The sequence below is a fragment of the Endozoicomonas montiporae CL-33 genome (genome assembly GCF_001583435.1).
In the GTDB taxonomy this organism is placed as follows: domain Bacteria; phylum Pseudomonadota; class Gammaproteobacteria; order Pseudomonadales; family Endozoicomonadaceae; genus Endozoicomonas_A; species Endozoicomonas_A montiporae.
The window spans coordinates 71600-92072 of the sequence record NZ_CP013251.1 but is presented as its reverse complement, the minus strand read 5'-3'; the positions used below and the strand labels follow the sequence as shown (position 1 = coordinate 92072).

Annotated in this window: 20 protein-coding genes; 8 read left to right on the top strand and 12 right to left on the bottom strand. The window is 48.0% G+C overall.

Annotated features, from left to right (window positions below; translation table 11 throughout):
* The first annotated feature begins 87 nt into the window (after positions 1-87).
* The gene (gene def, locus EZMO1_RS00430; protein ID WP_051790585.1) at positions 88-696 is read left to right on the top strand and encodes a peptide deformylase; all 609 of its coding nucleotides are present in this window, start codon (positions 88-90) and stop codon (positions 694-696) included.
* Here the strand turns inward: def and EZMO1_RS00425 are convergent.
* From EZMO1_RS00425 to EZMO1_RS00395, 7 genes are all read right to left on the bottom strand, one after another.
* Positions 693-1007, bottom strand: coding sequence for a hypothetical protein (locus tag EZMO1_RS00425; protein ID WP_051790584.1), 315 nt, complete (start codon positions 1005-1007; stop codon positions 693-695). The genes def and EZMO1_RS00425 overlap by 4 nt on opposite strands.
* An 81-nt stretch (positions 1008-1088) precedes the next feature.
* Positions 1089-1637 (bottom strand): hypothetical protein, encoded by a 549-nt coding sequence (locus tag EZMO1_RS00420; protein ID WP_034879044.1) that lies wholly within the window; start codon positions 1635-1637, stop codon positions 1089-1091.
* On the bottom strand, positions 1630-2241 hold the full coding sequence (locus EZMO1_RS00415; RefSeq protein WP_034879043.1) for an NUDIX domain-containing protein: 612 nt from the start codon (positions 2239-2241) through the stop codon (positions 1630-1632). The genes EZMO1_RS00420 and EZMO1_RS00415 overlap by 8 nt, the downstream gene beginning before the upstream one ends.
* A gap of 10 nt (positions 2242-2251) precedes the next feature.
* Positions 2252-2884 carry an adenylyltransferase/cytidyltransferase family protein gene (locus EZMO1_RS00410; RefSeq protein ID WP_051790582.1) on the bottom strand — a complete coding sequence of 211 codons (633 nt, stop codon included), beginning with the start codon at positions 2882-2884 and terminating at the stop codon, positions 2252-2254.
* A gap of 452 nt (positions 2885-3336) precedes the next feature.
* A complete protein-coding gene (locus EZMO1_RS00405; protein ID WP_034879042.1) occupies positions 3337-4209 on the bottom strand; it encodes an endonuclease/exonuclease/phosphatase family protein in 873 nt (290 codons plus the stop codon).
* A gap of 76 nt (positions 4210-4285) precedes the next feature.
* Positions 4286-5005, bottom strand: coding sequence for a thiol:disulfide interchange protein DsbA/DsbL (locus EZMO1_RS00400; RefSeq protein WP_051790581.1), 720 nt, complete (start codon positions 5003-5005; stop codon positions 4286-4288).
* 153 nt (positions 5006-5158) lie between these two features.
* Positions 5159-5716 (bottom strand): c-type cytochrome, encoded by a 558-nt coding sequence (locus EZMO1_RS00395; RefSeq protein WP_476700503.1) that lies wholly within the window; start codon positions 5714-5716, stop codon positions 5159-5161.
* Positions 5717-6120: 404 nt separating this feature from the next.
* Here EZMO1_RS00395 and yihA point away from each other — a divergent pair, with 404 nt between their 5' ends.
* A complete protein-coding gene (yihA, locus tag EZMO1_RS00385) occupies positions 6121-6810 on the top strand; it encodes a ribosome biogenesis GTP-binding protein YihA/YsxC (RefSeq protein ID WP_034879039.1) in 690 nt (229 codons plus the stop codon).
* Between the two features lie 837 nt (positions 6811-7647).
* Here yihA and polA read toward each other — a convergent pair.
* The gene (polA, locus tag EZMO1_RS00375) at positions 7648-10416 is read right to left on the bottom strand and encodes a DNA polymerase I (protein WP_051790579.1); all 2769 of its coding nucleotides are present in this window, start codon (positions 10414-10416) and stop codon (positions 7648-7650) included.
* 113 nt (positions 10417-10529) lie between these two features.
* On the opposite strand from polA, the gene EZMO1_RS00370 reads away from it, so the two are divergent.
* The 6 genes from EZMO1_RS00370 (at position 10530) to znuB (ending at position 15972) form a co-directional block, all read left to right on the top strand.
* Entirely contained in the window at positions 10530-10925 is a 396-nt protein-coding gene (locus EZMO1_RS00370) for a DUF2782 domain-containing protein (protein ID WP_051790578.1), read from the top strand.
* 77 nt (positions 10926-11002) lie between these two features.
* Entirely contained in the window at positions 11003-11986 is a 984-nt protein-coding gene (locus EZMO1_RS00365; RefSeq protein WP_034879037.1) for a homoserine kinase, read from the top strand.
* Between the two features lie 70 nt (positions 11987-12056).
* Positions 12057-13778, top strand: coding sequence for a hypothetical protein (locus tag EZMO1_RS00360; RefSeq protein WP_034879036.1), 1722 nt, complete (start codon positions 12057-12059; stop codon positions 13776-13778).
* An 89-nt stretch (positions 13779-13867) separates the two neighbouring features.
* A complete protein-coding gene (locus EZMO1_RS00355; protein WP_034879035.1) occupies positions 13868-14377 on the top strand; it encodes a transcriptional repressor in 510 nt (169 codons plus the stop codon).
* A gap of 48 nt (positions 14378-14425) precedes the next feature.
* A complete protein-coding gene (znuC, locus tag EZMO1_RS00350) occupies positions 14426-15184 on the top strand; it encodes a zinc ABC transporter ATP-binding protein ZnuC (RefSeq protein ID WP_034879034.1) in 759 nt (252 codons plus the stop codon).
* Positions 15184-15972: a zinc ABC transporter permease subunit ZnuB gene (gene znuB / locus EZMO1_RS00345; RefSeq protein WP_034879266.1), complete on the top strand. Its 789-nt coding sequence runs from the start codon at positions 15184-15186 to the stop codon at positions 15970-15972. Before znuC ends, znuB begins: the two co-directional genes overlap by 1 nt.
* 173 nt (positions 15973-16145) lie before the next feature.
* Here znuB and EZMO1_RS00340 read toward each other — a convergent pair whose 3' ends face one another.
* The 4 genes from EZMO1_RS00340 to EZMO1_RS00325 form a co-directional block, all read right to left on the bottom strand.
* A complete protein-coding gene (locus EZMO1_RS00340; protein WP_051790576.1) occupies positions 16146-17510 on the bottom strand; it encodes a MipA/OmpV family protein in 1365 nt (454 codons plus the stop codon).
* A gap of 131 nt (positions 17511-17641) precedes the next feature.
* The gene (locus tag EZMO1_RS00335) at positions 17642-18598 is read right to left on the bottom strand and encodes a lipid A deacylase LpxR family protein (protein WP_034879033.1); all 957 of its coding nucleotides are present in this window, start codon (positions 18596-18598) and stop codon (positions 17642-17644) included.
* Positions 18599-18738: 140 nt separating this feature from the next.
* Positions 18739-19650 carry a manganese-dependent inorganic pyrophosphatase gene (locus EZMO1_RS00330; protein ID WP_201772232.1) on the bottom strand — a complete coding sequence of 304 codons (912 nt, stop codon included), beginning with the start codon at positions 19648-19650 and terminating at the stop codon, positions 18739-18741.
* A 155-nt stretch (positions 19651-19805) separates the two neighbouring features.
* Complete coding sequence (locus tag EZMO1_RS00325; protein WP_034879032.1) at positions 19806-20468, bottom strand: SCO family protein; 663 nt, start codon at positions 20466-20468, stop codon at positions 19806-19808.
* Between the last annotated feature and the right edge of the window lie 5 nt (positions 20469-20473).

Genomic DNA, 20473 nt, shown 5'->3' with positions numbered 1-20473 from the left:
GAAAAGCGGCATTATATGACGACTCCGCCGTGATATCTTGACTATTTTTACTAACCGCGCAGATTTAACGAAAATAGAGGCAAATCGATGAAATTGTCACCAGAAGCAGACGTTTTAATCATGGGACATCCACTGCTCTTTCAGGAACAGTCTCAGGTCACTCTGGATGAAATAACCACTCGCAAGTTTCAGGACAACCTCGACGCTTTACGACAGGTACAGATTCGTAGCAATGGTATCGGTATTGCCGCCCCCCAGGCAGAATGGCCGGTAAGAGCCATCAGTGTAGGGATATCCGATGAAAGTCGTGCTCGTTATCCGGATGCAGAATACATTCCTTTCAATTTCTGGATTAACCCTCAAATCATTGAAAGCAGCTCGGACACTTGCTGGACATGGGAAGCCTGCCTGTCTGTCCCGGGTATGCGGGGCTGGGTAGAAAGGCCAGCATCGATCACCGTGGCGGGCTATGACCGACATGGGGAACGACAGGAAGCAGAACTGACAAACTTTCATGCCCGCTTAATGCAGCACGAACTGGATCATCTTAATGGTATTTTGTACCCAATGCGGGTGGACGATAAAACGATGCTGATTCCCAATGATGCCATCTGTCATCAGGATGACTGGGCTGAAGACTGGCCAACACCGAATGCCAAAATAACCCCGATAGGGGCTATTTCCAGAGAACGCTAAAAAATACTCTCGTCCTCTCCGCTGATCAGGTTGTTTCTGTCGTCATTATTACGAAGCTCTTCACGATAACGACGACGATTCAATAACTTATTCTGCACAGGATCAGGCAATTCGGTGAACTGGATAACGGATTTGTCGATGAGCAGATCGATAACATCCTCCAGCACCCGAATAAAGTCAGCATCAGCAGCCTGCATCACCTTGTCGCCAATGGTTGGATTACATTGGAGAAAAACCATGACCGACTCGTCTTCCAGATCTACTGACTTCCAGTCATCAGAAAGCTGCTTTTCTGATACCGCAGTGATCATTCCCTTATCATCCTTTAGCGCGTATAGCATCCTTGCTGATCCTCTTGATTATTTCCTTTTCTTTATAGGATTTAAGACTGTTTATAGGCGGCGATTGACAGGGAGCGACCGAAGCAGGTCATTAATCAGGCCGCGGCTGACAGCAAACAGATCATCCCCCGGCAGGCCTTCACTGGCACCACTGATACTCCAGAGGGTTTCGTCGCTGCGCACATCCATAACCGTCAGACTCAGGGCAACGTGAGGGCGCCCCTCGTCATCAAACATCCATTCATTCACAGTGCCAGTAAATGCAAAGCTGACACCATTCTGGAAAGCCCACTGTCGTCCACTCTGAACTTTATGAGCATCGGTCAGCACATTATTTGCACTGGTCACCAGAAATTCCGGATACAGCTCAGGCTCATCAATTCCGTTAGAAGGCAACAACACCATCAGAATCTTTTCTACCTGATCTGAAACATTTTCTGATTCGGTGTAATTAACGAATGGCAACACAGCCCAGCTGGCCGTACCAGGTAAACCTTCCCGGTATAAACTGGGCACACTGGAGGACTGACAGCCTGCCAGCAAAAACAAAACCAGCAGGGTAAACACACTATGATTAGAGACCGTTTTCGGTTTAAGCATATTGTTGTAACTCCTGATGATGTAATTTCAACCACTGAAGGGCGATGACAGCCGGGGCATTGGCAATACGTCCGTCTTTTACCATCGCATAGGCTTCAGCAAAAGGCACGACATGTACCTTGATATCTTCACCCTCATCCTCAACGCCATAGCAGCCACCGGCTTTTGAAGCATCGGTGATGCCACAGTAAAGCATCAGCCTTTCATTGGTCGCGCCGGGACTGACATAAAAATTAGAAACAGGCAGCAATGCCTTCACTTCACAATTTGCTTCTTCTTTCACTTCCCTTAGCGCCACCGATTCCAGCGTTTCGTCAGCCTCGGAAATACCAGCAACCACTTCAAGTAACCATGGGTCATCGTTACTCAGCAGAGGACCAATCCGAAACTGCTCCACCAGCACCACCAGATCCAGCGCAGGATCATAAAGAAGCACACCCACAGATGGCACACGATAAACGGCTTCCCGCTCTAATTGAGGACTCCAGCCACCTTCAAACAGCGCATGTCGGATTTTGTATCGGCTCAGCTTCAGAAAACCGGAATAGACATTTTGTTCTTCGTCAATGCGAACATCATCCAGCCCGAGATTGGATAGTTTCATAAAATTTCAGTCAAACCTGATAAAGTTTATTGATCAACATGAAGTCCCGTACTGATGGGTGTAACAAACCATCCAGCACCTTTCTTCTGTTATCGTCCGATGTTGCCGAAGCTGTTAAGCTTCGTACCAGACTACTTCGAACCGGACGTCTTTCCTCGGCGGTAAAAAGTGGCCAGCGCTGTTCTATTTCGTCTGCCTTGTAAAACCGGCTCCACGTATCCGGGTCGGCATTGTCCGGCCCCCTGATAAAACCGAGTGTTACTTTTTTTTCACCAGACTGTTTTTCACCAGACTGTTTTTCACCGCACGGGTCTTCACCAGATTGTCCTTGAGCATATTGCTGCTCAAGCGCTTCCATCAGATCGTAGGTGTAAACAGGCTTATCAGGATTATTGTTCAGCAGGGCTTCTTCAAGTAAACACAGTTCCAGCTCACACTGAGGAACCTGAGCCTCACTCAGAAAGCGTTCGAGCATAGCTACCCGCTGGGCAAAAGGCAGGAGTTTTTTGGAAAACGCATGGGAAGCTGAAGGCACCAGAAGAATCCGGTCAAAGTGATCTGCAGCCTGACGAAGAACATCCTGATGACCGAGAGTAGGAGGGTTAAACGCAGAGCCAAAGACTCCGATTTTTATTGGATTCATACTGTCACATCCAGAAACTTGAGCTCTATTCTATCATTGGCTGAGCGGTTCCAATGTTTGTGTGTAGAAAAAGCAGAATTTCGCAAAACAAACATCTTATAAGTAACTAATGCAGAAGCTCTAAAATCGGCTAACTGTGCGACTCTTGTGGTTAGATGTGGTCAAAATAGCCCAAAAGCCCCATATATTGTTGATTTCAGTCAACAATATACGATTATTAGCACTGAATTAGCACTTTCTTGATTGACAGGCCTGACCGGCCTGATCAGTTGGATTACCTACCGAACAGCACGAATATACTGATACAAATCAATTTTTAGATGGGTAATATACTTCCCATCAATTACTCCCTGACTTCTGGTTGGAATTTGTTAAGGTCTGGCATCACCCCTCCTCCTTCCCCCTCGATGCCAGACCTTTTTTTATGGCTCCGGCACCTTCAGATATTTTTCCTACTTCTTCAACTGCACACTATCCGGCACTTCTATTTCGACAGCCACGGGCAAATGGTCTGAAACCGGCAAATTCAATACTTCCATTTTGTTCACCAGTAGCGACTGGCTGACAAGAATATGATCCAGCGATTTATGCGGCTTCCAGCTGGGAAAGGTATTTTGCTCCCAGTGTGCAGCCTGTAAACCACTGCCCCTGAGTGGTGACTGATTGAGCAACTGTTCAGCATGAGTGTTCATATCGCCCATCAGAACAACATGCCGGTAGGACTGTACCAATTCGCGAATATACGATAACTGAATGTCGCGGGTTCTCCGGCTCAGTGCAAGGTGCATCATCACGACCAGAAGACTTTCCCGCCCCTGACCATACTCCGCAACAATGGCGCCACGCCCCGGAATAATGCCGGGTAATTTGTGATCTTCAAGATTGGCGGGTTTGTAACGGCTTAACAGCCCATTACTGTGCTGGGCAAATTTACCAAGATTGCGATTCAGCTGCTGGTACCAATAGGGAAAACGGCCTTTAAGTGCAAGGTATTCAGTCTGGTTGACAAAGCCGCTACGTAAGCTGCCTCCATCCACTTCCTGCAGGGCAACAATATCAAAGTCAGGCAAAACAGAAGCGATTGAATTCAGGTTCTGAACCCGTTTGGCATGAGGAAGGACATGCTGCCAGCTACGGGTAAGATAGTGACGGTATTGCTGAGTGTTTATGCCCACCTGGATGTTAAAACTAAGCAGTCGCAGGCACTGGTGTTTTTTAAAGCTGACGGGGAAATAGTCTAGCTCGCTACAGGCAACAGCCTGAGGAGCTTTGCTGCGCTTGCGTAAGCTGGCAGCAATGGCTCCCTTAAGGGTTCTTATCGGCATCAGTGATATCCGAAAGTTACAGACTCTGTTTCTAAGCTTACCCTAAGGCTCAGCGACTATCCCACAACCGTAACAATTACTTTACTTTAGCGTTCTGATCTTTTGCTGACTGGGGACTAGTCGGAGATTTCTTTGCCTTTGCTTCGGCGCGCTCTTTACTCACTCTCTCGATCAGGTAATCCGCAATCTCAGGCATTCTTTCCAGACCCACTTTTGGCTCAACCACAAACCGCCCGTCAATAACCAGTACTGGCACACCGGTCAACTGATAACCGCGAACTTTGGAAGAAGCCTGGTTCATCAGGTTTTTTACACCAAAAGAGTTGTAGAGAGACAGAAACTTGTCTTTATCCACTTTGTGATGTTTGGTCAGATAACCCAGCATTTCTTCTTCGTTCTTCAGAAGGTTGTTTCTCTCTTGCACCTGCTGGAATATAGCGTCATGGACTGGTTTGAGTGATTTTTCATCCGGAAAAAGACTTTCCAGTGTGTAATAAAGCTGGGCATGGGTTTGCCAGAGGTTAGGCCCGAAAAAACCCGGAACCCGGACTAACTGAGCCTCATCGGTCATTTGAGGCTTCCAGCGAGTGACCACTTTTTCAAGACTGGAACAGTGTGGGCAACCGTACCAGAACACTTCAGCCACTTCGATACGGTCATCAGAGACTGAAGTCTGAACCGGTGATTTCAACAGATGATAATCTTTCCCTTCCTTAAAGCCCTCAACAGGAGCTGCCTGCGCCAGAAAAGGGATGCATAAAACCAATAGCCAAAAGCCTTGAATTATTTTTCTCATCAGTCACTCCCGCCAGTGCAGCGTTTGTTACCGTCTGCCCTAACAGCACTTCCACCTGAGCTGCGACGTCCGGTCTATTGTTTTCGTATTGGATAATCACAATGGATAAACCATTTATCTGAAAACAGGATAGACGCTTTAGCCCGATCAGACTTACTGAAGTCCACTGATATAACTGGCCAGAGCCTCAACTTCTTTATTGCTGAGTTTTTCAGCAATCATTCTCATGGTTTTAGAGTCACCATCATTCACCCGAATACCTTCCCGGAATTCTTTCAGCTGCTTTTCGGTATACGCTGGGTGCTGACCGGACAAGTACGGGAAGCCTGCAAGGAAATTGCCTTTACCTGTTGGTGAATGGCAGGCACTGCATGCCGGAATAGCTTTTTTGGCGTCCCCAAAGCGGAACAGTTTTTCACCCAGAGCCACTTTTTCCGGATCAGCGACACCTTTTACTGCTGGCTGGCTGGCATAAAATGCTGAAATGTCTTCAATATCCTGATCGGTCAGCTTGCCTGTGAACGGCGCCATTTCCGGCACACTGCGAACACCCGATTTGATTTCTTTAATCTGCTTGATCAGGTAACGTTCTCCCTGGCCAGCAAGATTTGGGTAGTTGGGTGCAGCACTGACGCCTGTTGCCCCGTGACAGGCCGAACAGGTGGCGATTTTAGCCTTACCGGCCTCTGCATCTCCTTTTGCATACGCCAATTCAGAAACGCCTAATGAGACACCCAATGGAACTAAGAGACTGAGAATGATTTTTTTCATTACCCCTGACCCAGCTACGGCACTTGCCTAAAATGGCTGTTATTATTCTGGCCAAACCATACAGAAAGACTGTTTGTTATAATCAGCGTTTCCGAATCTCAGAAGAGATTTTGGATGACACACTTGTTTATGTTTACTGTTATCAACCCAGTCTGTTTTCCAGACTGTTATTCCACAGTGTTTGTCAGAAATCTGATAAGAACTTTCACCATGCGTTCTTGTCAAACTCTCATACAAACAGTGTGTTAAGTGCTTTTCAGCGAATACAGCAGCCACCGGCCGCATACACCCCGAAACGCTGACTAGTATAAACACTTACCGAGTCGGCGACCAGAACAAGCCTCATGACTGAATCAAATAATACCACTCCCCGTCACCTGAATTACCGTAAAGCACACTTTGTGACAAGTGCTCCGACCCTGAAGCAGTGCCCACCGGACAATGCCCTTGAAGTGGCTTTTGCCGGTCGCTCCAATGCAGGAAAATCCAGCGCTCTTAATGCGCTGACAGGATCATCCAAACTGGCCAGAACCAGTAAAACCCCTGGCCGGACGCAGCTGATCAACTTTTTTGAGATCGAAGAAAACCGTTATCTTGTTGACCTGCCGGGCTATGGCTATGCCAAAGTCCCTGAAGCCATGAAAATAAAATGGCAAAAGCATCTGGATGATTACCTGACCAACCGGGAATCTCTGGCAGGTGTAGTACTGCTCGTCGATATTCGGCATCCCATGAAAGAATTTGACCGAATGATACTGCAGTGGAGCATTGAGTCTCATATGCCCCTTCACATTCTTCTGACCAAAGCTGATAAGCTAAAGTCCGGCGTAGGCAAACAGGCGCTTAACAAGCTCAAAAATGAAGTAAAAGAGCATGATCAGGTCACTGTTCAGCTATTCTCATCTTTGAAAAAAACCGGTGTCACCGAGCTGGCTCATCACCTTGACACCTGGCTTGGGGTTGAAGACAACGAACTGCCTGACGAAGAGCCATTTGATGAAGAAGGTTCTGTAGAAAATCACGAAGAAGAATAAGAAAAAAACTCCAGTTCCCGGGGGAGGGGAACTGGAGTTCAAAGCTCCGAAAACGGAGTATTTGCCAACACTAAACACACAAGGAGTTGGTGTAAGAAGGCATTCAGCCACCTTACACAACATCAGACCTGCGTTTTTTTGAATAGTTCCACAAATAGTTCCACAAATAGTTCCACAAATAGTTCCATGGATCGCTCCATAAAAACTCTTAAATGGTGATTTTTTTCATCGCATACAACGATGAAAGAAATCATGCACCACAAAAAGCCCTGCGAAAGATCAAAAAAAGCGGATCATTGGGTAATACCAATTCCGTCTTCTAAACATGAATTGGTATAAGGAATCGACAAAAGAAGAAAAACTTTACTCCGAAATTAAACATTTGTCGTCTATAGAGATAAAAAAAACCAGCTACCAGAGGGGACTGGTAGCTGGTGATGACAGTCTGTTGTTGGGGAACGTCAGACTGCCCGTATATGCCAACACTAAACACACAAGGAGTGCAGAAAGTTTCCCTCCTGCATAATCTAAGACAACGGCTTCTGGAAAAAGTTCAAAATTTTTTTTATTTTTTTGAAAAACTTTTTTTGCACGGCAGGTCTCTTTTTTACAGGCGAAAAAAAACCAGCTGCCTTTGGGGGAAGGAAGCTGGTTGATGCAGTAGTCTGCAGGGGTACTGACCACTGCTTCTTGCCAACACTAAACACACAAGGAGTAAACAAGCCACTTAACGTGACTGTTACTATCTAAGACAAGCAGTTCAGAGATTAGTTCCTGACTGTTTTCGACCTTACAAAAACCTTACAAAACTCTCAGTTACGCATGGTCTTCCCTGTATCAGTGTGCTTCATCCCAGTTATCACCAATACCTGCTTCTACCAGTAATGGCACATCCAGAGTAGCGGCCTGAGACATTTTTGCCTCAACGCCTTTACGAACTGACTCAAGATCACTCTCAGCCACTTCCAGAACCAATTCATCGTGCACCTGCATAATCATGCGAGCATCCAGTTTGCTGTCTGTCAGCCAGTGATCCACATCAACCATGGCGCGTTTGATAATATCCGCAGCCGTTCCCTGCATGGGGGCATTGATGGCCGTACGCTCTGCTCCCTGACGACGCATACCGTTTCGTGCGTTAATTTCCGGTAAATAAAGACGACGGCCAAACAGCGTTTCAACATAGCCTTTATCACGGGCACTCTCTTTGGTGGTTTCCATGTAGCGCAGCACACCCGGGTAGCGATCAAAATAAAGGTCGATGTATTCCTGCGCCGACTTTCTGGAAATGTTCAGCTGCTTCGATAAACCAAACGACGACATACCATAGATCAGGCCAAAGTTAATCGCCTTGGCACTGCGACGCTGCTCGGAAGTCACATCGTCCAGAGTCACACCAAAGACTTCCGAAGCTGTCGCTTTGTGAATATCCAGACCGTTAGCAAAGGCTTCCAGTAACCCTCTGTCACCAGAAAGGTGCGCCATAATACGCAATTCAATCTGGGAGTAGTCTGCTGCGATCAGTTTGTAGCCCTGCGGCGCAACAAATGCTTGTCGCACTCTGCGACCTTCTTCAGTTCGAATTGGAATGTTCTGCAGGTTCGGGTCAGAAGACGACAGTCGTCCTGTTGCTGTTACAGCCTGATGATAAGACGTATGAATTCGCCCAGTTTCAGGATTAATCATCTGTGGCAGTTTATCAGTGTAGGTAGACTTCAGCTTGCTCAAACCACGATGCTCAATCAGCAGCTTGGGCAACGGGTAGTCCAGTGCCAGTTCCTGCAACACTTCTTCAGCCGTCGATGGTTGTCCTTTAGGGGTTTTCTTAATGACCGGCAAACCCAGCTTTTCAAACAGCAATGCCTGAAGTTGCTTTGGAGAAGCGAGATTAAACGGCTCACCCGCCATTTCATGCGTCTGTCGTTCCAGCTCTTTCAGCCGTTCACCAATCTCCAGACTCTGCTTTGCCAACAATGAGCCATCGACTTTGGCACCGTTGCGTTCCATCCGGGAAATAATATCCACCAGCGGCATTTCAATGTCGTGGAACACTTTGCCCAGAGAGGCTTCAGCTTCCAGCCCGGGATAGATAGCCTGATGCAAACGCAGGGTAATGTCGGCATCTTCAGCGGCATAGGGTGAAGCTTTTTCCAGTTCAATCTGATTAAACGTCAGTTGTTTTTTACCTTTGCCTGCGATGTCTTCAAAAGACGTGCATCGATGACCAAGGTATTTATCAGCCAAGCTGTCCATATCGTGGCGGGTAGCAGTGGAGTTGAATACATACGACTCAAGCATGGTATCAAAAGCAATGCCCTGAAGATGGATACCATAGCGTGCCAAAACACTCTGATCGTACTTGAGGTTTTGGCCTACTTTTTTCTTTTCATCGTTTTCCAGCAGAGGCCTCAACTGCTCCAGCACCCAGTCACGATTCAGTTGCTCCGGTGCCCCCATATAATCATGAGCCACGGGTACATAAGCCGCTTTGCCCGGCTCAATGGCAAAAGAAACCCCCACCAGCTCTGCCACCATGTAGTCGAGGCTGGTGGTTTCAGTATCAAAAGCAAACAGCTCAGCATTATTTAGCTGTTCCAGCCAATGGTTAAACTCATCTTCAGTCAGAACAGTGTCGTAGTGTGCTTCAACCTTTGGCTTCTGATCTTCAGAAGCTTCTACTGCACCACTGTCCAGCTCTGCGATCATGGAGCGAAATTCAAACGTCCGGAACAGTTCGAGCAACGCTTCTTTATCGATGGCTTCAGCCTTCAGGCCGTCTACACCCACTGGCAGTTCTACATCGGTTTTAATGGTGGCCAGTTCACGGGATAACAGCACCACATCTTTGTGTTCAGCAAACTTGCTGGCAAAGTTTTTACTGCCTCGAAAACCCAGTGCCGGAACTTCATCCAGACGTTCGGCAATATCATCAATACTGCCAATGCCCTGCAGAAGAGCCAGAGCAGTCTTCTGCCCAACCCCCGGCATGCCGGGAATGTTATCACTGGAATCGCCCATCAGAGCCAGATAATCCACAATCAGATGGGCAGGGATACCAAACTTATCCACGACTCCAGAGAGGTCAGTGGCTTCGTTCTTCATGGTATCGATTAGAGTAACGTGCTCGGATACCAGCTGGGCAATGTCCTTATCGCCCGTAGAAATGATGGTATCCACTTGTTTTTCCGTCGCTTCGCGGGCCAGAGTGCCGATGACATCATCCGCTTCCACACCTTCAATCATCAGCAGTGGCATGCCCAGCGCACGAACAATATCGTGAATTGGCTGAACCTGAGAGCGCAGGTCATCCGGCATGGGCTTGCGGGTAGCCTTGTACTCGGAGTACATGTCATGCCGGAAGGTTTTCCCTTTGGCATCAAATATGACAACGACCGTACTGCCAGAGTACTCATTGCTCAGCTTGCGCAGCATGTTGGTCATGACCCGGATCGCGCCGGTAGGCTGACCATCAGAGGTTCGCAGGTTAGCGCGCTCCGAGGCATGGAAAGCACGGTAAAGATAGGAAGAGCCATCAACAAGAATCAGCGGGGCTGTCTCTTGCCTGGAGGCGGCTTCTGGCACATGTTCTGAAACTTGTTCTGACATAGTCATTACTTTTTAAAATGATATTCGGTTTAGAGAATTCCGAGTAAACTCAGCGACTGCGGCTATTTTATACCAGTTCCGCCTTCTAAATGAGAGCACGAGCGATACACAATATGAACAAGCAACTCATAGCCTCGCTGGTTACAGCCAGCCTTCTTACCGCAGGTTGCGCTACCAAAGCACCGGACTCAGAGCAAAACGATCTGGAAAAGCCACCCAGAGTCAGTTCGGAAGCGAATGTCATCAGCGAAGCTGACTTTAATAAAATTCCCAAAAACCTGCGCCCCGAAGAACTGGAACAACGGGATGATACAACCGTTGTGATCCGTTCGGGAGATGACCGCACTATTCGCGAATATCGTATTGGTCCTTTCCTCTACGCCATTCACGTGACACCCAAAGTCGGCCCTCCGTATTTCCTGGTCGCTGCCGACAGTGAGGGTAACTTTATTAGAGCCGATAAACCCGGCATGCTTGTCCCATCGTGGACTATTTTCCAGTGGAAGTAAGCCCACCAAAAACCGGTTTATAAACAGAATGCCAATATCAGTGCAAGAAAGCACAGGGGCTATACGTTAAGGAAGTTATGTCCGTTTATACCCATTTGTCTGCCAGCGACATCCGTTCGCTGTTGTCGCATTACGATCTTGGAACCCTGCAAGACTTTACAGGTATCGAGAGCGGTGTCGAGAATACCAACTACTTCATCGATCTGAAGTCCGGAGACAAGCAGCAACGCTATGTGCTGACGCTGTTTGAATATCTGCCAGAAGACACCCTGCCTTTTTTTATTGATTTCATCACAGAACTCAGTGAAGGCGGTCTTCAGGTTCCAGCCCCCATCAAGGATCGAAAGGGGCAAGCCCTGCATACGCTAAAGGACAGGCCCTGTCTGATCAGCCCCTGCTTTTCAGGCAAACACCTGCAAACCATCAGTGCTGAAGATTGCGCCCAGATTGGTACACAACTGGCGAAAATGCACAGAATTGGCCAGAAATCAGCCCTGCAACAGGAAAACCAGCGGGGTATTCCCTGGCTGAAGCAGCAGGTGCAACGGCTGAATACCCTGTTGTCTGCTGACGATGCAGAGCTCATGGAATCGGCCTGGCAGAGTATTACCTCAGAATTGTCCCGGTTTGACCAGTTACCCACAGGATTGATCCACGGCGACCTGTTCCATGACAACGCTCTGTTCGAACAGGGCAGAATCACCGGTATCATCGACTTTTATAACGCCTGCCATGATTACCTGCTCTATGATCTGGCCGTTACCGTCAATGACTGGTGTATTAACCCGGATTTGTCGTTGAATGACAATCGTTTGACGACCATCACACAAGCCTACTCCGACATTCGATCATTCACGACTCAGGAAAGGGAAGCATGGCCACTGATGCTGCGCCTTGCAGCCTTCCGATTCTGGATTTCCCGAATCATTACCTTCGTCCATCCTGAGCAGGAAGTGGATAAAGAGCATCAGGAAAACCAGGTTCTTAACTTCAAAGATCCGGATGAATTTAAAAAAATGATGTGTTTACGCGGTCAGGAGAGTATTCCGGCGCTTCCCTGACCTATTCTTGCTTTAAGGGATTTAATCTATACCCATCGGATTTGGGTATATAGCACAGCAAGGACGCAGCATGCTTGGTATACCTGCCAACCTGATTCAACAGGCTGAAAACTTAACACAAAGACATAATGATGATCAGGTACTGAGGCTCCGCAACGGTAAGATCGTTGTCGGTGAATTCAAGGGAACCGGTCTACAAAAATTTAAAGGGATGCTGGTTAAACTGTTCTGGCCCCCAACCAGCTGGAAAAAAGAGTTTCTGGAAGCCAGACAAGCCAGCTTTGAAGACGTCAGCAAACAGGAAGAGCAAGCCTTTGCCAGAGCGCTTGCAGGGGCTATATCAAAGCGAACCACCAAGCCTTATACCGCCAATTCCAGCAAAGTTGTCGATATCAGGCAACTATTAAATGAGTCTCAGACTGATCGACTTCGGTTTGACCGGATCGTAGCCAATATTACCGACGCTCTGACACACCCGTCAGAAATGATAACGGATCCTCTGGACGGTGCAAAACAAGCAGCAGACCTCGCGGTAGAAAACGAACAGCTTTGCCGTGTCGCACAAATGCAGCAGTTGCGCTCCGACGTGACAGAGATTCTATCCCGGGCCGGTGTAAAAAAAGCCACTATCAAACAGTTAGATGCTGCGCTTGACGACAAAACCGTTAAAGTGGCGTTGTATAACGTAGCCTGTGACTACGCAAGAAGGGTGTACAGCCCTCCGCAGGAGTGGAGCGAATCATCACCTGACTCCTCACATGGTGAGCAGCATAAAGCAGAGCCTCGCACCCCGTCAGAAGAGCAGGAGCAAGCCTGGAAAAACAAACGTGAAATGAGTGATGCCGATCGCAATAACAGCTTTAAGTTCCAGTCTCCGACAGATCTGGCTGTTGACCAGATGCTTGAGCAGGGAGATTACATTATAAATCCGGACGATATTCCTGAAGGCAAGCACGTAGCCAAAAAAATCAAACAACTCCGGAAAATCAAAGAGACTTGGTCGGAAGAGGCAATAAAGCTTCTTGAAAATGGTTCACCAGAAAATATAAAAAAGGCGATACTTCTGGAAAAGGCCAACCTGCATACGAAAGAGCATGCCAAACTGCAAAAAGCCAAAGCTAAAGCGGTCCATCAAACTCAAACCGCTTACTGGTCCAGAACAAGACTGAAGGCCGTGAAGAAAGTTGAAAGACTGGAAGATCAGGGCATTAAAGACAACAGTCATTTCCCGCAGAAATACCGCGATCTGGCAGCAAAACGCATCAGCCGCCCCCTGTATTACGATAATGTACAGCTGCCAATGGAAGAGGCTATTGATCAAACCATCAATATGTTGAAAAGTGCCTACCCTTCTCTGGCTGACAAAGGTAATGCTTTTCGGGAAGAAGAGTTAAGAGAGCGCCTGCAACGATTTCTTACCAACAGACAGGTTGAACACGTTGAAGTGCCAACCACAATGTCTTCCTCCACTCAGACAGATGAGTTCGAAGTGCCATTTACAGAGTCTCAGTTCCCAACTTATAGCGCCACAACCCAATCTAAAGACGACGCAGAGGATAATCTTAGTGTCCCCGGTGAAAGTGTCTACGGTGAAAGTGTCTACGGTGAAAGTGTCTACGGTAAGAGTGTCTACGGTAAGAGTGTCTCCGGTGAGAGTGGTATCGGCATGGGAACAGATAATGAGTTTTTGACTCCACCTACATCCCTTACAGCAAACAATGATAAATCGTCCAAACAATCAAATTATTCTCCATGGAACATGGATCCTCCTCCATTAGATGACAAAGAGTAGTGACAAAAGAAGAAGCTCATAACCCACAAATCCATACCAATTCAGGTTATAATGTAACATTACATTTTTCGAGCCATTAACCCGATAGTATGAGCAGTGTTTACCACCCCCACAATCATGACGAATGCATTGAAGAGGCGCTTCAGACCGCCTCCGAGATATGCCAGAGCAACGGGGTTCGCCTGACACCTTTGCGTAAAACCGTTCTGGAACTGGTGTGGCAGAGCCATGAGCCCGTTGGAGCTTATGATGTTCTTGCCCGGCTGGCAGAACTGGAATCCAGACCTGCGCAACCTCCCACTGTCTATCGAGCTCTGGATTTCCTGCTGGAACAGGGGCTTATTCACCGGCTATCGTCACTGAACGCTTTTATCGGCTGCCCCCACCCGGGGGAACGACACCTTGGCAGTTTTCTCATCTGTAAACAGTGCCGAACCACTAAGGAAGTCGATCATGCTGCTATAAATAACGCCATCCATTCCTGTGCGTCCGAGCAGGGGTTTATTGTCTCTGAAAGCTCCATTGAGCTAACCGGTCTGTGTCGTAATTGTGCTGCCAGTGACGGCGCGCCTGATACCGACATGAATGAACAGTCATGACCAGAGGGCGACAGCCCTTTCTGGTCAGCCTATTTTTCACGGATTACGATGTCACAAACACTAATAAACCTGAATAACATCAGCCTGGCGTACAGGGAGCGAACCGTGCTTGCCAATATTTCTCTGGATCTGAATCCCGGAGAGATCGTCACGCTTATAGGACCAAACGGGGCAGGAAAAACCACGCTGGTTCGAATTGTTCTGGGTTTACAAAAGCCTGATTCCGGGCAAAGAACCATCAGGCGCGGATTACGCATTGGCTACATGCCCCAGAAACTGCACGTAGATAACACTATGCCATTGACAGTTAAGCGCTTTCTGTCACTGACCAACCAGCCCATGACTGATATTAAAAATGCTCTGGGCCGAACCGGGGTAGAGCATGTCATCAACTCCCCGGTACAGTCATTGTCTGGAGGAGAGCTACAAAGAACCCTGCTGGCAAGGGCTCTACTGCACAACCCACACCTGCTGGTGCTGGACGAACCTGTTCAGGGCGTCGATGTTAATGGTCAGAAAGAGCTTTATCATCTGATAACAGAGCTGAGAGATGAACAGGGCTGTTCAGTGCTCATGGTCTCTCACGACCTGCATCTGGTGATGGCTTCCACCGACAGTGTTATTTGCCTGAACCGTCACATATGTTGTTCGGGCCACCCTCATAAAGTTCGCAAGGATCCGGCCTATCTGAAACTGTTCGGCGGAGAGTCTGAGGAACTGGCTATTTACACTCACCACCACGACCATGAACATACGGTTGACGGGCATGTTGTTCGCAAACCTGGCAATACCGGAGACACTCCATGATGTCTGACCTGCTGTTTCATGCCATGTTTGCCGGATTTGGTGTAGCCCTGATTGCCGGTCCCCTGGGCTGCTTTGTGGTCTGGCAACGCATGGCTTACTTTGGCGACACGTTGTCTCACTCGGCTTTGCTGGGCGTGGCTATTGGGCTGTTGCTGGATATCGACCTGAACCTTGCGGTTATTTTCTGCTCACTCTTGCTGGCACTTATTTTGGTGGTCATGCAAAACCAGAAGCACATGGCTTCAGATACCTTGCTGGGCATACTGGCCCACAGCAGCCTGTCTATAGGTCTCGTTGCCATCAGTTTTGCCGGTAATGTGCGCATCGATATGATGTCTTATCTGTTTGGCGATCTGCTGGCCACTGGCGTCGAAGACCTGTTATGGATTTATGGCGGCGGTGCGATTGTACTCGCGGCCCTGATCTGGTTGTGGCGCCCGTTGCTTGCCATGACCGTGCATGCCGAACTGGCTCAGGTAGAAGGCTTTCCGGTGCAAAAAGCCCGACTGGTATTGACCCTGCTGATGGCTCTGGTTATCGCGATCGCCATGAAGATTGTCGGTGTTCTGCTGATCACCTCGTTAATGATTATCCCGGCTGCCACCGCTCAGAAGTTTGCACGTACACCTGAGCAAATGGCGGTGTTAGCCAGTGGCTTTGGTTTACTGGGTGTCAGTGGCGGACTCTCAGCCTCCTGGCATCTGGACACACCCGCTGGTCCTTCTGTTGTTGTCGTCTGCTTTATAATGTTTCTGCTAAGTCTGATTTATACGACTCTGCGTGAGTAGTGTCCGCCCCGCGCTTCAATAATCTGAAAAACTGGTAAGACGGGTCCACCGGGCCCGGTTTGCCAATTAATGCTCCCTCTATAATTGGGTTTTCAGGTTTATTGTTTAAGGTAACCAGCTCAACTATGAACTGGTGACCTATTTATAGCCGATTCAATCAGACATCTATACCCTTAAAAGTGGTATTGCAGATAGAAGGTGTTGAAGTTACTGCCACCTTTGATACGACCAAACTGGGAAGCCTGCTTAAAGATAGAAGACCGGTGATGCATACTGTAACCAGCCCACAGGTTTTCCATAGACTTGCTGCGGAACAGATCACCCAGATTGGCATCAAAGCTGACATCCAGATAATTCATCAACTTACTGCCTTCATTACCTTTTCTGTCCATCTCCTGCCATTCGTTGTAGGTCAGTCTGCTGACATAGGACAAACCCTCTGCAACGCCAAAGCGCCAGCGAGTTGGCCAGGTAAAATTGTAATAAGCCTTGATGGAAACTACACCTTCCCAGACCGGGTCCTGAACCTTTCTGCCGTTCTCGTCGACCTTGTCTTTCTCGTAGTGATAAACAATACCGCTGTGAAGGTAGACGTCTATAGGCCGTCCCAGCCATCCTTGTTTCAAAGGATGACCATAGAAGACCGAACTCATCTGATTGTTATAGCGATCCCGCTCGGATTTAAAACGAAGTATCTCGTTCATATCCGAAGGCGTCGCCCAACCGTGGGCACCTCTTATATAAGCCCCTTCAGCCAGAACAGGAGCCGGTCTGGCTGACGGTTCATCAAAGTAAATAAAACCCAGTCGGACGGCACCAAAACCATTGCTGTCCACGTGCGGGGATTTGCGGGCATTGGAGTCCAGATAAACGTATTCCAGCGCACCGGTTAAATAAAGCCCGCCAATCAATGGATAACGCAGACTGACACCAACCTCGGCCTCAATACCTGCATCAATCTTTTGACCATTGAACTCTTCATAGTTGCTCAGGCCATAGTAGTGACTGTTGAACTTTTTAGACTTATATCGAAGACCGGCACTAGGGTTCAGTTCAAGATCACCGTATTGAAGCTGCCAGTCGTGGCCTGCGTAAAGCTGTGACCGGGAGCGGGTCTCAGTTAAGGCTTCAAAACGCCAACTACGCTCGTCGTTTACCCGGTGAATCCACTGCAGACCCCAGTCCAGTGCGTCTTCCTGATAGTCGTTTTGCATACGACGGGGGATGCTGACAAAGCGACGCTTTACTACTGCGTTGATACGATTATCGCCGTCTTCATAGGCTTTAATCCCCCACTCAAGATCACGCAGAAAGACATGTTCACCTTCATAGAAAATCTGAGGAATGGTGGTTCGAACCGTATCAGCCCGATCAGTGTTATAAGGGATCGTGCCATGACGGGCAGAAACCCCGATCCCCCAGCGCCCGGTCTCTGCAGTCGAAGCAACTGCTGTAGAACAGGCCGCTACGGAGAGAATAGAGGCTATCGTTGTCCGGATTGTTTTTCTGTGCAGGCCAGAGACATTTTTGTTGGTCATAAAGAATTCGGGTTATTCAATCGGTTTTTACTGGTAAGCAGTTTTCCTTGCTGCTCAAACACGGAGTTCTAAACCGCGCGATTGTACCCAAATTATTTTTTATAACTATTGAGACTTAACGAACTTTCACCTCACATGAATAGCCAATAGAAGGTCAGTGAATTTCGGAAATGCCAGTCATCCTGATCCTGTTTGAATGCTTTGGAGTAAGCAACGGCAGACAGCCCAATTCCAAACTGTCTGTAAAAATACACGACACCCGAGGCTGCGGTCATTTGACCTTTTTCCATATCCACATCAGGAACCGGCTTTAATGTGCTACCTGTAATGGTCAGATCATCAAAGCGGTAACGCGCTTCCAGATTTCCATAGAGATACCAACCCCCATGGAGTCCGTCAGCAGCCATAGCGTGCTGTCGGTAAGGTCTTAAGCTGTTCGCATTGAAGCTGTTTTCCAGACTTTTACCCCAGCGCCACCCAACACCGGCAGCTAGTTCAGGCTGAAAGTTTCCTGCCACTACACGACCATAACCACTGAATTCATTCTGATAAGGCGTATTGCCTGATCGATAGAACAACTGATCCACTTCATAACTGACATCGATGATCGCTTTATTTTTTACCTGATAGTCCCAGCCCTTGGGAATAGCATTTCCAAGCAGTCGGTGCGCCCGCTTCTGGGCATCTTCAGCACCGGAGTCTGGCCCAACCAGTCCAAGCAACAGCCCAAGCTGATGAGCGGTTGTACCATTCGTTGCAACAATGCCTGAGTCTACAGCCAGCAACCCGGCGTAGGGACGTTCATTTTTTTGAGGCGTTGTCTGCTCAATGTCGGAAGGTGTCCACATTTTATGAGCAATAGAAGCGGACCAGTTGGTCTGATAGCCGTTTGCAGGATCAAGAGGAAGGAAAGAATCAGAAGTCAGTGGTGAAGGAGAAGAACTGTAACCGAAAAACATGCCATTCGAGTAGTCTCCATCCACTTTGAACAGTACATCGTTATCCATGCCGAATTGTAATGTTGATGCACTGACACTCAGTGACAGAAACGTGGCCAGTGGTAAGAGTCTGTAGCGTGCTGGCTTCATGGGGCTTACCTGTTTTTATTATTCCCTTGCTTTTATCTTATAGCCCTCTCAATCTTTAAAACAACACATGTTGTACGTCTCAGGAAGTATTTTTACAAACCACTCATGCAGGCATGAGTGGTCTGAAGGTGAAAGGATGCTTATGCAGCCAGCACCTTTTGCATCCATGGCCACGCCTGCTTCTTACGACTCAGGGTGTCTTCCATCTGAACCCAGCGATCGTCGCTGTCGGACTTCAGTTTTTCAGCCCATTCACCTTTCACCAGCAAACGAGTGGTAGAAGTGGTGATATCCGTCAGCATCAGAGAAGCCAGTTTGAAACCTTTCTGTTCGCAACGAGCCTGCAGTTCGGCGTCCAGTGCTTCAATCTTGTCTTCAACCTGTTCGAAGCTGGCGATTTCAACCTGCCCCACGACAACGTTGGCACCATTAATGGCGTATTGCTTCAGGTCACGGTCTACCAGGCTTTCGATGGTCAGACCATCCAGATTGGTCTTGGCACGCAGCAGACGGTCAGCAAAGTCATACAGACTGATACCCGCTTCTTCTGCCAGCTGTTGAGCGGCTTCACGGTCTTTGTCAGTGCAGGTTGGAGAACGGAAAGCAACGGTGTCACTGATAATGGCACCCAGCATCAGAACGGCAACAGAGCGCTCAATTTTGACGTTTTCCATTCGGAACAGGTTGAAAAGAATGGTAGAGCTGCAGCCTACTGGCCAGATCCACATTTCCAGTGGATTAACGGTCGTCAGATCACCCAGACGGTGGTGATCGATAACACCCATGATATCGGCTTTATCCAGACCTTCCGGTCCCTGACCCAGATCGGTGAAGTCAACCAGCCATACTTTTTGGTCTTCCACGTTTTCACACAGAACAGGCGCTTCAACACCCGCTTCATTCAGGATAAACGCGGTTTCACCGGTAATTTCACCTTGGGAAACAGCAACAGCTTCTTCACCACGGGATACTTTCAGCCACTCGGCAGCCGCCAGGGCAGAACAAATACTATCGGAATCGGGATTACTGTGACCTACAACCTGAATCATCATGTTCTCATGTTTTTTATCTAACAATTTAAGCCTGCGCCAAACCTCATCGCAGAGGCGCAGGCTTTAAAGAACACGCAGTGTATCGAAGTAAAGGTCTGGCTCCATATAAGTAATTCGCCATATGTCGCCTATCAAAGGGGTCGTCTATCAAAAGGTTAGTGCCTGTAGTTTTCATCAACAGCCGTCATGATCCGGGTGAGCCTTGCCGGTTCGAGAGGAGGGCGGATAAAGCCATGGTACTGCCCATCAGGATTAATAATTGCAAGGTTGGCGCCGTGATCAACCAGATAATACTCATCTTCCGGATCAATCACTGGCGTGTAAGGCACATTCAGCTGAACCGTGAGGTCGTGAATATTTTTTACATCACCAGTAACACCAATAAAGTCTTTATTAAAGTAAGGTACATAGCCTTTCAGTTTCTCAACGGAATCACGACGGGGATCAACCGATACCAGTACATAACGCATCTGCTGAGCCAGCTTTGCATTGTCTTGCTTCAGCTGTTTATCCATTCCATTCAACTGGCTCAGAGTGATCGGACAAATGTCCGGACAGAATGTGTAGCCAAAGTACATCAGTGTCCATTGGTTTTTCTGGGTACTGTTGTTATAGACCTTGCCATTATGATCGGTCAGATCAGCCATTAAAAAAGAACGGGGCTGTTCAAAAACGATGGTACCCATCTTCTGTAAATCGTCGAGCGACAGAGAAGGCTGGGTTGTGTATTTATAAAATGTTAAGCCAAACACCATGGCAACAGCCGCCAGAAGTAACAGTACGGTTTTACTGATATTGCCTTTTATCTGTCTTTTCATGCGGC